The organism is Janthinobacterium sp. HH106, from assembly GCF_001758725.1.
In the GTDB taxonomy this organism is placed as follows: domain Bacteria; phylum Pseudomonadota; class Gammaproteobacteria; order Burkholderiales; family Burkholderiaceae_D; genus Janthinobacterium.
On record NZ_LRIC01000015.1, the window covers coordinates 21386 to 37166 of the forward strand.

General features: G+C 64.2%; 13 protein-coding genes. 5 read left to right on the top strand and 8 right to left on the bottom strand.

What is annotated here, in order from left to right; genetic code table 11:
* Positions 1-64: 64 nt before the first annotated feature.
* Complete coding sequence (locus JAB8_RS07710; RefSeq protein WP_034754154.1) at positions 65-1987, bottom strand: PrkA family serine protein kinase; 1923 nt, start codon at positions 1985-1987, stop codon at positions 65-67.
* A 569-nt stretch (positions 1988-2556) separates the two neighbouring features.
* Here JAB8_RS07710 and JAB8_RS07715 point away from each other — a divergent pair.
* Together JAB8_RS07715 and JAB8_RS07720 are read left to right on the top strand one after the other, a co-directional pair.
* The gene (locus JAB8_RS07715; RefSeq protein WP_070289104.1) at positions 2557-3588 is read left to right on the top strand and encodes an adenosine deaminase; all 1032 of its coding nucleotides are present in this window, start codon (positions 2557-2559) and stop codon (positions 3586-3588) included.
* 36 nt (positions 3589-3624) lie between these two features.
* Complete coding sequence (locus tag JAB8_RS07720) at positions 3625-6156, top strand: FtsX-like permease family protein (RefSeq protein ID WP_070289105.1); 2532 nt, start codon at positions 3625-3627, stop codon at positions 6154-6156.
* Here JAB8_RS07720 and JAB8_RS07725 read toward each other — a convergent pair.
* Positions 6153-7160, bottom strand: a complete 1008-nt coding sequence (locus JAB8_RS07725) for a response regulator (protein WP_070289106.1) — start codon at positions 7158-7160, stop codon at positions 6153-6155. The two genes, JAB8_RS07720 and JAB8_RS07725, sit on opposite strands and share 4 nt — an antisense overlap.
* Positions 7161-7163: 3 nt before the next feature.
* Entirely contained in the window at positions 7164-8516 is a 1353-nt protein-coding gene (locus JAB8_RS07730; RefSeq protein ID WP_254679471.1) for a HAMP domain-containing sensor histidine kinase, read from the bottom strand.
* Between the two features lie 132 nt (positions 8517-8648).
* Here JAB8_RS07730 and cqsA point away from each other — a divergent pair, with 132 nt between their 5' ends.
* Entirely contained in the window at positions 8649-9893 is a 1245-nt protein-coding gene (gene cqsA / locus JAB8_RS07735) for an alpha-hydroxyketone-type quorum-sensing autoinducer synthase (RefSeq protein ID WP_070289108.1), read from the top strand.
* 6 nt (positions 9894-9899) lie between these two features.
* Here cqsA and JAB8_RS07740 read toward each other — a convergent pair whose 3' ends face one another.
* The 3 genes from JAB8_RS07740 to JAB8_RS07750 are packed head-to-tail and all read right to left on the bottom strand — an operon-like array spanning position 9900 to position 12053.
* Positions 9900-10367, bottom strand: coding sequence for a MarR family winged helix-turn-helix transcriptional regulator (locus JAB8_RS07740; protein WP_205602278.1), 468 nt, complete (start codon positions 10365-10367; stop codon positions 9900-9902).
* Positions 10368-10424: 57 nt separating this feature from the next.
* A complete protein-coding gene (locus tag JAB8_RS07745; RefSeq protein ID WP_070224550.1) occupies positions 10425-10772 on the bottom strand; it encodes a GIY-YIG nuclease family protein in 348 nt (115 codons plus the stop codon).
* A 12-nt stretch (positions 10773-10784) separates the two neighbouring features.
* Positions 10785-12053 (bottom strand): MFS transporter, encoded by a 1269-nt coding sequence (locus tag JAB8_RS07750; RefSeq protein WP_070289109.1) that lies wholly within the window; start codon positions 12051-12053, stop codon positions 10785-10787.
* Between the two features lie 132 nt (positions 12054-12185).
* Between JAB8_RS07750 and JAB8_RS07755 the strand changes: the two genes are divergently transcribed.
* The gene (locus JAB8_RS07755) at positions 12186-12581 is read left to right on the top strand and encodes a group II truncated hemoglobin (protein WP_070289162.1); all 396 of its coding nucleotides are present in this window, start codon (positions 12186-12188) and stop codon (positions 12579-12581) included.
* A 4-nt stretch (positions 12582-12585) separates the two neighbouring features.
* Positions 12586-13947 (top strand): DNA recombination protein RmuC, encoded by a 1362-nt coding sequence (gene rmuC, locus JAB8_RS07760; protein ID WP_070289110.1) that lies wholly within the window; start codon positions 12586-12588, stop codon positions 13945-13947.
* Positions 13948-13974: 27 nt separating this feature from the next.
* Here the strand turns inward: rmuC and JAB8_RS07765 are convergent, their stop codons facing one another.
* Positions 13975-14760 carry a hypothetical protein gene (locus tag JAB8_RS07765; protein WP_070289111.1) on the bottom strand — a complete coding sequence of 262 codons (786 nt, stop codon included), beginning with the start codon at positions 14758-14760 and terminating at the stop codon, positions 13975-13977.
* A 57-nt stretch (positions 14761-14817) separates the two neighbouring features.
* Positions 14818-15687: an MHFG family PEP-CTERM protein gene (locus JAB8_RS29455; protein ID WP_175445166.1), complete on the bottom strand. Its 870-nt coding sequence runs from the start codon at positions 15685-15687 to the stop codon at positions 14818-14820.
* Between the last annotated feature and the right edge of the window lie 94 nt (positions 15688-15781).

Below are 15781 nucleotides of genomic sequence, written 5' to 3' on the forward strand. Positions count from 1 at the left end.
TCCTTGCCTCTCGTCTTGCGCGCCCCGCCGGTCGTCAGGCCGGAGCGCGCCTCCGCTGTCCGCGCTAGGATGACTTGCGTACTCGCAAGTACCATTCGCATAACAGGCGTACCTGCTTGGCCGTATAGCCTTTTTCCACCATGCGGGCCACGAAGTCGGCGTGCTTGTTGGCATCGTCGGCGCTGGCCTTGGCATTGAAGGAAATCACGGGCAGCAATTCCTCCGTATTCGAAAACATTTTCTTTTCGATCACCGTGCGGAACTTTTCATAACTGGTCCAGGCGGGATTCTTGCCGCCGTTCGAGGCCCGCGCACGCAGCCCGAAGTTGACGATTTCGTTGCGGAAATCCTTCGGATTGGAAATGCCCGCCGGCTTCTCGATCTTTTCCAGCTCATTGTTCAGCGATTCGCGATCAAAACTTTCGCCCGTGTCCGGATCGCGGTATTCCTGATCCTGTATCCAGAAATCGGCGAACGTCACGTAGCGGTCGAAAATATTCTGCCCGTATTCCGAATAGCTTTCCAGGTAAGCCGTCTGGATCTCCTTGCCGATGAATTCCACGTAGCGCTGCGCCAGGTGCTCTTTAATATAGGAGAAGTAGCGCTGCTCGAGTTCCGGCGCGAACTGCTCGCGCTCTACCTGCTGTTCCAGTACATATAATAAGTGCACGGGATTGGCGGCCACTTCGGAATTGTCAAAGTTGAACACTTTCGACAGGATCTTGAAGGCAAAGCGCGTCGACAGCCCGTTCATGCCCTCGTCCACGCCCGCGTAATCGACATATTCGTGCATGGACTTGGCTTTCGGGTCCGTATCCTTGAGGTTTTCGCCATCGTAGACGAGCATCTTCGAGAAAATGCTCGAGTTTTCCGGGTCTTTCAGGCGCGACAGGATGGCGAACTGCGCCATCATGCGCAGGGTGCCGGGCGCGCACGGGGCTTTCACCAGCGAGGAATTGGCCACCAGCTTGTCATAGATCTTGATTTCGTCGGACACGCGCAGGCAGTACGGCACCTTGACGATATAGATACGGTCAAGAAATGCCTCGTTGTTGCGGTTGTTCTTGAACGTCTTCCATTCCGACTCGTTCGAGTGCGCGAGGATGATGCCGTCGAACGGTATCGCGCCGAAGCCTTCCGTGCCCTTGTAGTTGCCTTCCTGCGTGGCCGTCAGCAGCGGATGCAGCACCTTGATCGGCGCCTTGAACATTTCCACGAATTCCATCAAGCCTTGGTTGGCCAGGCACAGGCCGCCCGAATAGCTGTAGGCGTCGGGGTCGTCCTGCGCATAGTCTTCCAGCTTGCGGATGTCGACCTTGCCCACCAGCGAGGAAATATCCTGGTTGTTTTCGTCGCCCGGCTCCGTTTTCGAGATGGCAATTTGCTTGAGCACGGACGGATAGCGCTTGACGACGCGGAACTGGTTGATATCGCCATTGTATTCATGCAGGCGTTTCACGGCCCACGGGCTGGGGATGTTGCGCAGGTAGCGGCGCGGGATGCCGTAATCCTCTTCGAGGATGGTGCCGTCCTCTTCCTCGTTGAACAGGCCCAGCGGCGATTCGTTGACGGGCGAGCCTTTCAGGCAATAGAAGGGCACGTGTTCCATCAGCGACTTGAGTTTTTCCGCGATCGACGACTTGCCGCCGCCGACGGGCCCCAGCAAGTACAGGATCTGCTTGCGTTCTTCCAGGCCTTGCGCCGCGTGGCGGAAATACGAGACGACTTGTTCGATGACTTCCTCGGTGCCGTAGAACTCGCGGAAGGCGGGGTAGATCTTGATCACCTTGTTGGCGAAGATGCGCGACAGGCGCGTGTCGTTGCGCGTGTCGACCAGCTGCGGCTCGCCGATGGCGGCCAGCATGCGTTCGGGCGCGCTGGCATACGTCAGCTTGTCCTTCTTGCACAGGGCCAGGTACTCGGTGAGCGACATTTCCTCTTCGCGGGTGCGCTCGTAGCGTGCTGCATAGTTATCAAAAATGGTCATGTCAATGTCCTTTAATGTAAACCTGAACTGCCAGTCACCATGGCCGCCCGCCTGGCACTCGCCTGGGCTTGCCGTCTGAACTTTTCCTGTACCTCGTACCGATTTTTATTGTTGTTTCAAGCCCGGCTGTCTTTGCGAGTCCGGATTGCCCGGACCAAAAAACTGGCGCTTGATGCCGTGCGCTGACGTGGCCAGCCGGCTTTTTTTCACTGTTGATAGCGCTTGTTGCACCTACCATTACCCCATGAAATTTATTATTGCTCTAAAGGATCAGGAAGTCAAAAGATATGTCAGCATATCCTTAATACTTGTTTGTAAATTGTTGATTTAATTGGATAAATCATCAAATTTTCCATCGATTTCAATGAACCTTTTTGTCCCTTTTAAATCATCATACGACAATTCGCCAGCGCGTGCCGGTGCATGCCGTGGCGCTGCCGTTGCCGGCGCCACGGCGGCCGGGCGCCGGTGAGGCCGGCCATCTTGCGCTAAGATGCCTGCATGTCTGATGGCCCTGCGCGCCGCGCGCGCGTGCCAGCATTTTTATCGTCACCCTATAAGGAACACCCATGATGAACCCCCAATTGCGCGCGATCATCCGCGGCATGCCGAAAGCCGAATTGCATATCCATATCGAAGGCTCGCTGGAGCCAGAACTGATTTTCGCACTGGCCGAGCGCAATGGCGTGCCGCTGGGCTATGAATCTGTGGAACACTTGCGCAGCGCCTATGCTTTTACGGATTTACAGTCTTTTCTCGACATTTATTACGCTGGCGCAAGCGTGCTCTTGAAAGAGCAGGATTTCTATGATATGACGCAAGCCTACCTGCGCCGCGCCGAAGCCGATAACGTCTTGCACACGGAAATCTTCTTCGACCCGCAGACGCACACGGCGCGCGGCGTGCCGATGGCCGACGTGATCAACGGCATCCACCGCGCCTGCCAGGATAGCCCCGTCAGCGCGGCCCTGATCCTGTGCTTCCTGCGCCACCTGAGCGAGGCAGAGGCGTTCGAGACCCTGGAAGACGCGCTGCCGCACCGCGACAAGTTCATCGGCATCGGCCTCGACTCGTCGGAAGTGGGCAATCCGCCCGAGAAATTCTCGCGCGTGTTTGCCCGTTGCCGCGAGCTGGGCCTGCACCTGGTGGCCCACGCGGGCGAAGAAGGCCCGCCGGCCTATATCCGCACCGCGCTTGACGACTTGAAAGTCGAACGCATCGACCATGGCGTGCGCTGCCTGGAAGACGCGGAACTGACGGCCCGCCTGGCGCGCGAACAGATCGCGCTCACCGTCTGCCCCCTGTCGAACACCAAGCTGCGCGTGTTCGACCAGATGCATGACCATAACCTGGTGCAACTGCTCGACGCCGGTCTGCTGGTGACGGTGAACTCGGACGATCCCGCGTATTTCGGCGGCTACATGAATGACAATTTCGACGCCATCTTCGATGCCTTGCCGCTGGGCCTGTCCCACGCGCAACGCTTGGCGCGCAACGGTTTCATCGCCGCCTTCCTGCCGCAGGCGCAAAAAGACGCGTTTCTTGCCACCGTCGATGCGTATTTCGCGCAGCACGCGGCCGCTCACGGCATCGCGCAATAACGCATCACAACCAACTCGCATAAAGACCCGCCGCCCATGTTCCGCCTCTCCCTGAAAATGACCGGCCGCGACTGGCGCGCCGGGCAACTGCGTTTCCTGCTCGTCGCGCTGATCGTCGCCGTGGCGGCCTTGTCGGCCGTCGGCTTCTTCGTCGACCGCCTGCGCGCGGGCCTGAACCGCGACGCGCACCAGCTGCTGGGGGCCGACCTCGTCATCAGCGCCGACCAGCCCGTCAATGCGGCCTGGCGCGCCGAAGCGCAGAAGCGCGGTTTTATCCTGGCCGACACGGTGACGTTTCCCAGCATGGCGCAGGCGGGCGAGGGCGAGCGATCGCTGTCGCAACTGGCGTCCATCAAGGCCGTCTCGCCCGGCTACCCGCAGCGGGGCAAGCTGAAAATCACGACCAAACCGAGCGAAGCACAGGATGCCGTCGGGCGGCCCACGGATCAGGTGCCTGCGCCCGGCACCGTGTGGGTCGATGCGGCTATCCTGTCCAGTCTGAACGCGAAGCTGGGCGACACCCTGACCCTGGGCGACAAGGCCTTTACCGTCACGCAATTGATCGCCAGCGAACCGGACCGCGGCGCATCGTTCCTCAACTTCGCTCCCCGCGTGATGCTGCCCTTGAGCGACCTGGCCGCCACGGCGCTGGTGCAGAACGGCTCGCGCGTGTCGTACAGGCTGCTGCTGTCGGCGCCGCCCGCCAAGGCGGCCGAGCTTGCGCAATATCAAACCTCGCTGGAAAGCCAGATCAAGGCGCAGTCCATCAAAGGCGTGCGCATCGAATCGCTGGAATCGGGCAGCCCGCAGATGCAATCGACCCTGGACCGCGCCGACCGTTTTCTGTCGCTCGTCGGCCTGCTGTCGGCCATGCTGGCGGCCGTCGCCGTGGCCATGGCGGCGCGCCGCTTCATGCTGCGGCACCTCGACGCCTGCGCCATGCTGCGCTGCCTGGGCTTGACGCAAAACCAGGTCACGGCCATGTACGTGATCGAATTTTTATTGGTGGGCCTGGTGGGCAGCGTGATCGGCGTGCTGGTGGGCTTCGGCGGCCACCTGGTGCTGCTGGAGTTGCTGGGCAAGCTCGTGCAGAGCGACTTGCCGCCCGTCTCCCTGCTGCCCGCGCTGCAGGGCGTGGCCACCGGCATGCTGCTGTTGCTGGGCTTTGCCCTGCCGCCGATTTTGCAGTTGCGCAATGTCCCGCACAACCGCGTGATCCGCCGCGAGCAGGAGCCGCCGCAGGCGCTGGCCCTGGCCACCTACGGCCTCGGCATCGCCGCCTTCGTCGTGCTGCTGTTGTGGCAGGCGGGCGACGTGAAACTGGCCTTGCTGACGGCGGCCGGCTTCCTCGGCGGCTTCGCGCTGTTCGGCCTGGCCGGCTGGCTGGGCATCAAGTCGCTGAAAAGCCTGCGCGGCGCCTTCAGGCATCAGGGCTGGCGCTTTGCCGTCACGTCATTGCAGCGCCGCCCGGGCGCCACCGTCATTCAGGTGGTGTCGCTGGCCCTGGGCCTGATGGCCTTGCTGCTGCTGACCGTGGTGCGCGGCGACTTGATGGTGGCCTGGCGCAACGCCACGCCGCCCGATGCGCCGAACCGCTTCATGATCAATATCCTGCCCGAGCAGAAAGACCCGATCGCCGCGCGCCTGGCGCAGGCGGGCGTGGCTAATGCGCCTTTGTATCCGATGATACGCGGGCGCCTGGTGGCCGTGAACGGCAACGCCATCACGGAAAGCACGTACGAGGATGACCGCGCCAAGGGCCTGGCCGACCGCGAATTCAATCTGTCGACGATGGCCACGATGCAGGAAGAAAACAAGCTCGTGGCCGGCAAGTGGTTCAGCGACAAGCCCGGCGCGCCGGCGGAGGCGTCGGTGGAAGAGGGCATCGCCAAGACATTGAAGCTGAAGCTGGGCGACAAGTTGCGCTTCGACATTGCCGGTCAGAGCGTCGAAGCGGCCATTACCAGCTTGCGCAAGCTGGAATGGGGCTCGATGCGCGTCAATTTCTTTGTCATCATCAATCCGGCCGCCATGGCGGACACGCCGCAGACGTGGATCACGGCCTTCCACCTGCCGCCGGCGCAGGCGGACCTGGGCAACGCCCTGCTGCGCGACTATCCGAATTTGACGGTGGTCGACGTGGGCGGCGTGCTGAAACAAATCCAGGGCGTGCTGGACCAGGTGGTGACGGCCGTCGAATTCCTGTTTGCCTTCACTTTGTCCTCGGGCTTGCTGGTGCTGTATGCGGCCCTGATGGGCTCGCAGGACGAGCGCACGCGCGAAGCGGGCCTGCTGCGCGCCCTGGGCGCCACGCGGCGCCAGCTGGCGCAGGCGCAGCTGATCGAGTTTTCCCTCGTCGGCGCGCTGGCCGGCCTGCTGGCCGCATCGGGCGCGGCGGCCATGGGCTGGGCGCTGGCGACGTACCAGTTCAAGTTCGCCTGGAGCTTCGCGCCGGGCGTGTGGGCCTTTGGCCTGCTGGCCGGCGCCCTGTGCGCGATCGCCGGCGGCTGGCTGGGTTTGCGCAATGTCTTGAAACATCCGCCGCTGCAGACCTTAAGGGAAGGCTAAACAATGACGCCGTCGCCCGCGCCTGCGCGCAGAAATTGCGCGTAGGACATCACCGGCTGCCCCAGCTGGTGCGCCGGCACGTCGAACAGGGCCCAGAAATACGTCACGCCGCCCAGGCAGATGGTGGGCGCGGCGCAGTAGCGAAACCAGTTCTCGCCTATCTGCGCCGCGTACATGCCGTCGCTGTTGGCGTCGGAAAAGTAGGGAATCACGCGCATTTCCAGCAGGGCCTGCAGCAATGAATCGGGCGCGTCGCTGTCGCGCGCCATTTCATACTGCGTGTGCAGGCTGCGTTCCGTCTCGATGATCATCAGCTTGGCGTGGCCGTCGCGCGTGAAGAACAGGATGCCGCTGGGATTGGGGAAAATATAAAACTCGACGAAGCCGTGGCGCTGGCACAGCTCGTGCACGACGGCGGCCAGCGCCTCATCTTGCAGGAAACTGTAGTCGTGCAGCATCAGCAGATCGCGCACGGTTTCCGATTGCTGCAGGAAGAATTCGCGCTGCAGGGCAACGATTTCCTGTTCCAGAATGTCGAGCGCATCGTCGTCGCTCTTCTTGATGTAGCGGTCGATCAAGCCCCGGTTGAAGGCCGTCACGGCCACCTTTTCATCGGCCGCGCCCGTAAATAGAATCTTCTTGCACGGCAAGTCGCGCACGGCCTGGCAGAATTCCAGGCCATTCATCTGCGGCATCGAATAATCGACCACCAGCACGGACGGCACGGCAAAGCGCTGCGCCTGGCCGCTGATGCGCCAGATGCGTTCGATGTCGAGCGCCACGTTGCACTGGTCGGGCGGCAGGTTTTGCGTGTCGAAATTGACGTGCAGCGGCGTCTCGCCCGGCTGCGTACTCTGGCGCAGCCAGTGCAGCGCGCTGCTCGTGTCGTGGAAAGTCTTGCGCGCCAGGCTGGGATCGAGCTGGAACGCCAGGCTTTTCAGGAAGGAATCGCTGTCGTCGATCAATACGGTCAGGGTTGGATGGGTGTAGACGGGCAGTTGCATGCGTCACCTCGCGCGGTGGATGGATGGAAAACGGTTGTGCGTGGGCACGGGCAGGGGCTGGGGAAATTCCAGCACGAAGATGGCGTAGGCACCTTCGCGCGCGACGCAGCGAATGCGCGCCTGCCAGGCTTGCATGATTTGCCGGCACAGGGCCAGGCCGATGCCGCTGCCGTTATGCGAGGGATAAGAATAGAAGCGGTCGAAGATCAGCGGCAAGCGGCTGGCCGCGATGCCGCAGCCCGTATCGATGAACAGCAGGCGCGGCACGGGATGGGCGCCATCGATGATGATGCGTACTCTTCCCTTGCCTGCGCGGTGGATGCTTTTCAAGGCATTGCGCAGCAGATTCAGCAGGATCACCACGCACAGCTCGGACTGGCCGGGAAACGTGAAATCGGCGCGCACGTCGACCTTGACGATGTCGCGCTGGGCCGTGCTGGTAAATGGGTAGCGGCGCAGCACGGCCGTCACGCTGTCCTGCATGGCCACCGCCTCGTTCGCTTCGAGCTTGCGGTTGACGGCGCTGGCGCTGAGCAGGAACAGATCGATCATGTGGTGCATATGGCGCACTTCGAACTGGATGCGCGCCAGCGCTTCCCGGCTGGCCTCGTCCGGCGGCTGCCCTTGCAGGTTTTGCCGCAGCCCGCGCTGCAGCCCGCGCACGTTTGCCTCGACGCTGACGAGAGGCGTGCGCAATTCGTGCGCCACGCTGCCCAGGCCGGCCGCCAGCCCGGCCAGTTTCTCCTGCGCGCCCACGTTGCGGCCCACCTTGACGACGGACAGCACGGCAATCGTGAACCAGTGCACGGGCAATTGCTGCAAGACGTCGCGGCTGAGCAGGAAGGCGGGATCGCCGGCCACGGCAAACGCCAGGCAAGCCAGCAGGGTGCCGCTCAGGTAGGCCAGCACGGCGATGCGCGTATCGAAGTGAAACAGCACGACCAGCGCCACCAGCAGCGAATGCGCCCACATGCTCGAGGCGTGGTTCATCAGGAACATATATGTAAAGAAAAACGGCAGTTCGAAGGTCAGCCCCAGGAACAGGTAGACGCTGAACCAGGTATTGCTGAAGCGGCCGGGCCACAGCGCGGGCAGGAACAGCAGGGCGGAGATGGTGCGCAGCAGCGGCGATTCGTATTCTTGCGGAAAGAAATAATGCCACAGCGCGTAGTACATGGGCATGCCCAGCGCACCGATGAGCGCCAGGGTGCGCACCTGAGCGCGCCGCACCGGCGTGTGTTCGATGGCGTCGTGGAAATGCAGGAAAGGCTGGAGCAGCTTGCCTTGCCACCGTTTTCCGGAAGGGGACTGCGCATGCATCATGATCAGAGGGGCGTGTTCGTTGAGGCGTGTCAATGCAACATGATCGGCGGGTTCCCTCTGTATCAGCACAATATCGGCACAACTGTTGAGCTGTATCAAACGCTTGCCGGATGACTCGCGCATGTTGGATGCGGTAGTTCCCACCGCAACCAATCAGGAGTTCCTATGATAAACGCTATTTCCCCTCTGCCGTCCCGCGCCATCCATGCCGAGCAAAGGATGCCCGCCTTCGTGCGCGCGCGCATGGATGAGCACTATGTCGAGCGCATCGAGAAGCTGCTCGGCGGCGAGCACTTGCATGAATGGCAAGCCGTGCCGGCCAGTGCAATCATGCTGGCAGGCAATGATTACCTGAACATCGCCGGCGAGGCGGCGCTGCTGGCGGCCCAGGCGCGCGTCTTGCAGGGCGGCGGCGCCATGCTGATGTCGTCCGTGTTCCTGCAGGAAGGCAGCCGCCAGCACCGGCTGGAACACAAGCTGGCGGATTTTCTCGGCAGCGAGGCGTGCGTGCTGGCGCAGTCGGGCTGGGCCGCCAACGTGGGCTTGCTGCAAAGCCTGGCCGGACCCGGCATCCCCGTGTACCTGGACATGCAGGCGCATGCGTCGTTGTGGGAAGGCGTGCAATCGGCGCAAGCCGTGCCCGTCGCCTTCCTGCACAACGATGGCGCCCACCTGCAGCGCCAGCTCGACAAGCATGGCCCCGGCATCATCATCGTCGATGCTCTGTACAGCACCAACGGCAGCGTGGCGCCGCTGCTGGACATGGTGGAAATTGCCGAACGCAGCGGCAGCATGCTGATCGTCGACGAGTCGCACTCGCTGGGCACGCACGGCCCGCAGGGCGCGGGGCTGGTGGCGGAGCTGGGCCTGGCCGAGCGCGTGCATTTCCGCACGGCGTCGCTGGCCAAGGCGTTCGCGGGCCGGGCGGGGCTGATTACCTGTTCGGCCCGTTTCAAGGGCTATTTTTTGTCCGCCTCGCGGCCCGCCATCTTCAGTTCCTGCCTGCTCGAACACGAGCTGGCGTGGTTCGATGCGGCGCTCGACTTCATCCGCGCCGCCGATGGCCGCCGCGCCGCGCTGCACCGCCACAGCGTGCAGCTGCGCCAGGGGTTGACGGATCTCGGCTACAACGTCAGCGACGGCACCGAGCAGATCATCGCGCTGGAAGCGGGCAGCGAACCCGATACCTTGATCCTGCGCAAGGCGCTGGAACGGCACGGCATCTACGGCGCCGTCTTTTGCGCGCCGGCCACGCCGAAGAACCGTTCGCTGGTGCGCCTGACCCTGAATGCGGGCTTGCGCGAGGACGAGTGCGCAAGAGTGCTGGCCGCCTGCGCCGCCATCCGCGACGAGACGGGCATGGCGCGCTGGCCCTCGACGCGGCGCCTGCGCAAGCTGGCGCTAGTGTAGCGCGCGTCAGCCGTTGGCGGGCTGGTTGCCGGCGATCGTGCCCAGCAGCATGGACAGGGGCGCCAGCTGGTCCGCGCTGGCATTGCCCAGCAATTCCTGTCCCAGCGCCTGCGCCGTCGTATTCGCGTGCGCCAGCAATGCCAGTCCCGCCTCGGTAATGGCGGCGTAGCCGACGCGCGCATCGCGTGCATCGGCCTGGCGCGCCACCAAGCCGATTTTTTCCAGCGGCATCAGCGAGCGCGTGATGCCGGATGCCGTCAGCGCCAGGCGCTCGGCCAGGTCGATGCGGCGCAGGCGTCCGCCGGGCGCCCGCTGCAAGTGGTACAGCAATTGGTAATCGCTGAAGCTCAGGCCGTGCAGATTGCCCAGGATGCTGTCGAAGCGGCGCACGATGAGCGCCTGGGCGCGCGCCAGGCGCAGGCAAAAGTCCAGCGCGCCGCCGCCGTCCGGCATCGGGAGAGTGTGTTCGGTCATGACATCCTTTTCATTTGCTGCGCAGTGCGTGAGTGCGCAAGTGTAAAGCATGGCCGCTCAATAGCGTGCCTGTCCCTGTTCCAGCAGCTGCGCCTGGTGCAGCGCCAGCAGGGCGTCCAGTTCGGCATCCGCATCGAAGGCGGGATCGGCGGATTGATCGACGGTGTCGATGATGTCGAAGCGGAAAGCCGCCGCACCGTCGCGCCGCCAGTCCGCCTGCAGGCGGGCGTTGCGGTGCTTGCCCAGGTTCAGTTCGAAGCGGTGGCGGTTCAGCGCGCCGGGCGCGTTGCGGCTGCGTTCGAGCAGGGTGCATCCGCTGGGCAGGTGGCGCAGCGCGATGATGCCCAGCGCGGGCGCTTGTTGCCGGTAAGCTGCTTTCAAGGCTGCTTGCTGTGTTTTATCCATGTTGTGATTTCCTTAAGCTTGGGTGACGTAATCGGTGCTTGCGATGTGGGCAATATCCGTGAACAGGGCGGCGGCGATGGCGGCGGCCAGCAGCAGAGCGCCGCCGGCGCAGAACAGCTCGCCCACGCTCACGTGGCGCAGCAGCGCACCCGTGGCCGCCGCCGACAGGGGCGCCAGTCCCAGGAAGATGCCCATGAACACAGCCATCGCCCGGCCCAGCATGGCGGGCGCCACGCGCCGCTGTATCCACGTAAAGATGGCCACCTGCACATAGCCGCCCAGCACTCCCGTGACGGCCAGCAGGGCCGCGCCGTGCCAGGCCGCGCCGATTTGTCCCAGCGCCATCAACAGGCAAGCCACGACGGCGTCGGCGGCCAGCAGGGTGGCGCCGAAATGGCGGCGCAGCCAGGCGCCGCCCAGGCTGGACGCCAGCATGCCGGCCAGGGTGCCGGCGCCGTGCGCGCCCATCAGCATGCCCAGCGCCGCGGCGCCGTGCAGGCGCTCGTTGGCCAGCACGGGCAAGGCGACTTGCAGCGGACCCATGACGAAGAATGCCACCACGGCCCAGTAGGCATAACAGCTGCGCAGGGGCAAGTCGCGCCACACCATGGCCAGGCCCGCCGCCATGTCGCGCCACATGCCTTGCGGCGCCGCAGCCGCAGCCAGGGGCCGCAGCTTGACTTGGCGCAAGGTCCACGCGGAAAACACAAACGTCAGCGCATCGATGGCAAAGGCGGCGGCCAGCGCCGCCATGGAGGTGTGCTGCCCGTTACCGTGGGCACCCAGCACGAGCGCCGCCAGTAACGGACCGGCCAGCAAGGACAACTGGCGCACACCCATCTGCAAGCCATTGGCTTTCTGCAACGTAGGTGCAGGCACGGCTTGCGGCAGGATGGCCGTGCCGGCCGGAATGCCGAAGGCGGACGCGACGCCGAGCGCCAGCGCGGCCGCATACGCGAGCGCCAGGCTGGCCAGGTCCAGCACCAGCAGTCCCGCCAGTGCCAGCAGGATGGCGGCGTTCGCATATTTGCTCAGCAGCAGCACGCGCCGGGGCGAATAACGGTCGGCGATGGTGCCGCCCAGCAAGATGAGCACGGCGCGCGGCGCGCCCATCAGGGCCACGGCGATGCCGAGGCTGAGGCTATCGCCCGTCAGGCTCAGCACCAGCCAGGGCAGGGCCAGCATGCTGAACTGGTCGCCCAGCATGGAGATGAGTCCGCCGCCCAGCAGCCAGCGGAAGTTGGTATTGCGCAGCAAATCAGTGTCGGTGGCGGTTGGCATATTCGTCTTGTCCCTGTTTTAAAATTGCATAGTAGTTGATAAAAGCTTGAGTAGTCAAGCATATTGCCATTTATTGTGGCAGGGAGCGCTGGCGCTGCATGGAGCGCCGATGCTTGCGCTATCATGGCGGCCATGACTGATACCACTGCCCCCACCCTGTACGAGACCATCGGCGGCGCCCCCGTGCTGCGTGAAATGGTCGACCGTTTTTATGACTTGATGGAACTCGAACCCGAGTTCGCCGGCATCCGCGTCATGCATCCGCCCTCGACGGACGGCTCGCGCGACAAGCTGTATTTCTTCCTCACGGGCTGGATGGGCGGACCGGATTTGTATATCGAGAAATTCGGCCACCCGCGCCTGCGCGCCCGTCACTTGCCGTATGCCATCGGCACCAGTGAGCGCGACCAGTGGCTGCGCGCCATGGCCTGGGCCATGGAAGACACGGGCATCGAAGAATCCTTGCGCGTGCGCCTGATGGAATCGTTCTATCAGACGGCCGACTGGATGCGCAACAAAGCTGACTGATCCCATGAGCCCAATCGAGTTCTACAGCCTGCTGGGCGCCGCCATCGCCGCCATCGTCCTGTTGCTCTTGTTGCTGCTGCGCCCCCGTGGCGCGGCCGGCGATGGCGCCACCACCCTGGCGCTGGTGCAGCAGCACCAGCAGCAAAGCCTGGAACGCATCGACCGGGTCGAGCGCGAAGTGCGGCTGCAGCTGCAGGCATCGGCGCAAGCCACGCGGCAAGACCTGGCCGCCGGCCTGGCGCAATTCCAGGCGGCGACCCTGCAGCAGCTCGACAGCTTGCGCACTCAGATGCAGGCGCAGGGGAAAGTCGGGCGCGAAGAGCAGGCGCAAAGCCTGGCGCGCTTCGCCGAGAGCACCAATCAGACCCTGGCCCAGCTGACGGAATCGAATGCGCAGCGCATGCTGGAAGTGCGCGCCACCCTGGAGAACAAGATCCGCGACTTGCAGGCCGACAATGGCGCGCGGCTGGAAGAGATGCGCAAGACGGTCGACGAGAAACTGCACGCCACGCTGGAAACGCGCCTTTCCGCCTCGTTCCAGCAAGTGTCGGAGCGGCTGGAAAAAGTCCACCAGGGGCTCGGCGAGATGCAGCAGCTGGCGCTGGGCGTGGGCGATTTGAAGCGGGTGCTCACCAACGTCAAGACGCGCGGCACCTGGGGCGAAGTGCAGCTGGAAATGCTGCTGGAGCAGGTACTCACTGTCGACCAGTACGCGAAGAACGTGGAAACGTTGCCGGGCAGCGGCGCGCGCGTGGAATTCGCCCTGAAGTTGCCGGGCATGGTCGACGGCGGGCCGCCCGTGTGGATGCCCATCGACGCGAAATTTCCCAAGGAACAGTATGAGCGCCTGGTCGAGGCGGCCGAGCGGGCCGATGCGGACGCCGTGGTCCTGGCCGGCCGCGAACTGGAGCGGGCCGTGCGGGGCGAAGCGAAAACCATCGCCGAGAAATACCTGGCGCCGCCGCTGACGACGGATTTCGCCATCCTCTTCCTGCCTACCGAGGGACTGTATGCGGAAGTGCTGCGCCGCCCGGGCCTGGCCGACGAATTGCAGCGCGTGCACCGGGTCAGCATTGCCGGGCCATCGACCCTGACGGCTTTGCTCAACAGTCTGCAGATGGGTTTCCGCACCCTGGCGCTGGAAAAGCGCTCGTCCGAAGTGTGGCAAGTGCTGGGCGCCGTGAAGACGGAATTCGGCAAGTTCGGCGACGTGCTGTCGCAAACCCGGCTGACCCTGGAAAAGGCGGCGAAGAATATCGAAAGCGCGGAAGTGCGCAGCCGCCAGATGGCGCGCAAATTGAAATCCGTGGAAGCCTTGCCGGGCGAGGCGGCTGCCTTGCTGCTGGGTAAGGCGGACGGCGAATAGCGCCGCCCTGTTCGCCGCGGCGGCCGGCTAGGCCTGTTGTTCCTCATCCATCTGGCGCTTGACGATGGCAGCGGTGATGCTGCCGGGCGCATCGAGCTCGCGCTGCGCCAGCGTGCGCATGGCGTCATTCGCCAGGCCGGCCAGCAAGGCGGCGCACAGCGCGTCGGCCTCGGCGGCCTGTCCCTGGCCGCGCAGTACGGCAGTGGCGATCCGCACGTCTTTCACCAGATTCATTAACTCCGCCGCCAGGCGCGGTGCCGTGCCCGGCGCAGGAAGCAGGGGCTGGCTGGCGGCCAGAGTATTGACAGTCTCGAGGTGTGCCAGCGGTGCGGGGCAGCGGTAGCGCTCCGCCAGCGCAAAATTGCCCACTTCGACGACGGCCGGCAGCGCTTGCCAGGCGTGCCGGCGCGCCAGTTCCGGGGCGCTGACGTCCAGCCGGGCGAACAGGTCGGCGGTGGAGCGGACATCGCCCAGCGTCTCGTTCATTTCGACGATAAGAGAAAAACGCGATGCGCGCCCGAACGCGTTGCTTGCCGGCGGCACGCTACTGTCGTGGCGTCCGAAAACGTGCTCGCCTGACAGCAGCAGCCGTATTTGCGCGTCACGCTCCACCTGCAGCGCGGTGTACGCCGGCGCGTAGGCCTCGGCCAAAAACTTCCACTCCCGCATGGGGATGAAATAGCTCGACCTTGCCGGATTCACGACTCGTCCGGCGTCGGCGAACAGCAGTTGCAGCAGCGGCAGCGCTTGCGCATGCCGGCCTTCCGCGCGCAGCGCAATGAGACGTGTTAAGCGGCTATCGATATCGGGCATGGCGGTCCTTGTCTGGAATGCATCATAGTAACAAGTCCGCACCCGGCTGGCTACGCATCAGGCGGCATGCTTGCCGGCCCGGCGTTTTCTGGCGGCGAAGGCCGTCAGCGCCAGTCCCGCCAGCAGCATGCCCCAGGTTTGCGGTTCCGGCACGGCCGGCAAGACGGTCGGCACCGTCGGTGGCAAGCTAGGGATGATCACGGTGGGCGGCACGATGATGCTGCTGCCCCGGTCCGGCGGTACGCTTCCGCCACCACCACCACCGCCGCCGCCCATGCCGGCAGGCGGCGTGATGCCGCCGGCGGTACGCACGTAATCGAAGGGCAGGAAAGGAATGCTGGCCACCTCGGGCGGCATGGCGCCGCCCGTGAACGAGCCGCCGCGCAAGGCGTCGGGATTGTCGATCAGGGGCACGCCTGCCGTTTCCGGGGCGGCGGGCGCGGCGGCAACGGGTGCTGCACCGCCGGGAGCGGCACCACCGGGAGCTGCGCCGGCGGCTGGCGGCGCCGACGCGGGCGCCTGCGTGATGCGGCTGACGTTGCGGCAAATCGTCGGCACCAGGATGCACTGGCCCTGCACGCAATACACGAGTCCCCGTTCCTGCATCTGCTCGTTCCAGCCCGCACGCGTGACGTTGCGGCAGACGCGGCCGGGGCCGAAATGCATGTCGCTGATGCGCGCGTTGTAATTGCCCTTGCCGCGGATGGCGTCGCGGCTGATCACCACGATCTCATCGTACTGGCGCGCGCGCATGCGCGCCTTCAATTGTTCGCGCACTGGCGGCGCGATATCCGTATAGCGGTCCACGGCCGCCACCACGTCACCCATGAACGGGTCGACGCCGGGACGGTTCCAGTTGCAGTTGTCCAGTACGTCGGCGCGGGCCACGCCTTTCGCATACGCGGGCAGGGGAGCCAGAGACAACATGCCGAATAGGACTGCCGCACCCAGCATGCAGGTACTCGCCAACCATGGGCCGTGTTTCATTGTTAGTTTCCTCGTGAAAACAATATCAAAATTG

Excerpts from the sequence above, each read along its gene's own strand:
- JAB8_RS07755 (WP_070289162.1), top strand. The coding sequence starts at position 12,186 with ATGACTGATACCACTGCCCCCACCCTGTACGAGACCATCGGCGGCGCC.
- JAB8_RS07765 (WP_070289111.1), bottom strand. The coding sequence starts at position 14,760 with ATGCCCGATATCGATAGCCGCTTAACACGTCTCATTGCGCTGCGCGCG.
- JAB8_RS07720 (WP_070289105.1), top strand. The coding sequence starts at position 3,625 with ATGTTCCGCCTCTCCCTGAAAATGACCGGCCGCGACTGGCGCGCCGGG.
- JAB8_RS07710 (WP_034754154.1), bottom strand. The coding sequence starts at position 1,987 with ATGACCATTTTTGATAACTATGCAGCACGCTACGAGCGCACCCGCGAA.
- JAB8_RS07750 (WP_070289109.1), bottom strand. The coding sequence starts at position 12,053 with ATGCCAACCGCCACCGACACTGATTTGCTGCGCAATACCAACTTCCGC.
- JAB8_RS07740 (WP_205602278.1), bottom strand. The coding sequence starts at position 10,367 with ATGACCGAACACACTCTCCCGATGCCGGACGGCGGCGGCGCGCTGGAC.
- JAB8_RS07745 (WP_070224550.1), bottom strand. The coding sequence starts at position 10,772 with ATGGATAAAACACAGCAAGCAGCCTTGAAAGCAGCTTACCGGCAACAA.
- JAB8_RS07725 (WP_070289106.1), bottom strand. The coding sequence starts at position 7,160 with ATGCAACTGCCCGTCTACACCCATCCAACCCTGACCGTATTGATCGAC.
- cqsA (WP_070289108.1), top strand. The coding sequence starts at position 8,649 with ATGATAAACGCTATTTCCCCTCTGCCGTCCCGCGCCATCCATGCCGAG.
- JAB8_RS29455 (WP_175445166.1), bottom strand. The coding sequence starts at position 15,687 with ATGTTGTCTCTGGCTCCCCTGCCCGCGTATGCGAAAGGCGTGGCCCGC.
- rmuC (WP_070289110.1), top strand. The coding sequence starts at position 12,586 with ATGAGCCCAATCGAGTTCTACAGCCTGCTGGGCGCCGCCATCGCCGCC.
- JAB8_RS07715 (WP_070289104.1), top strand. The coding sequence starts at position 2,557 with ATGATGAACCCCCAATTGCGCGCGATCATCCGCGGCATGCCGAAAGCC.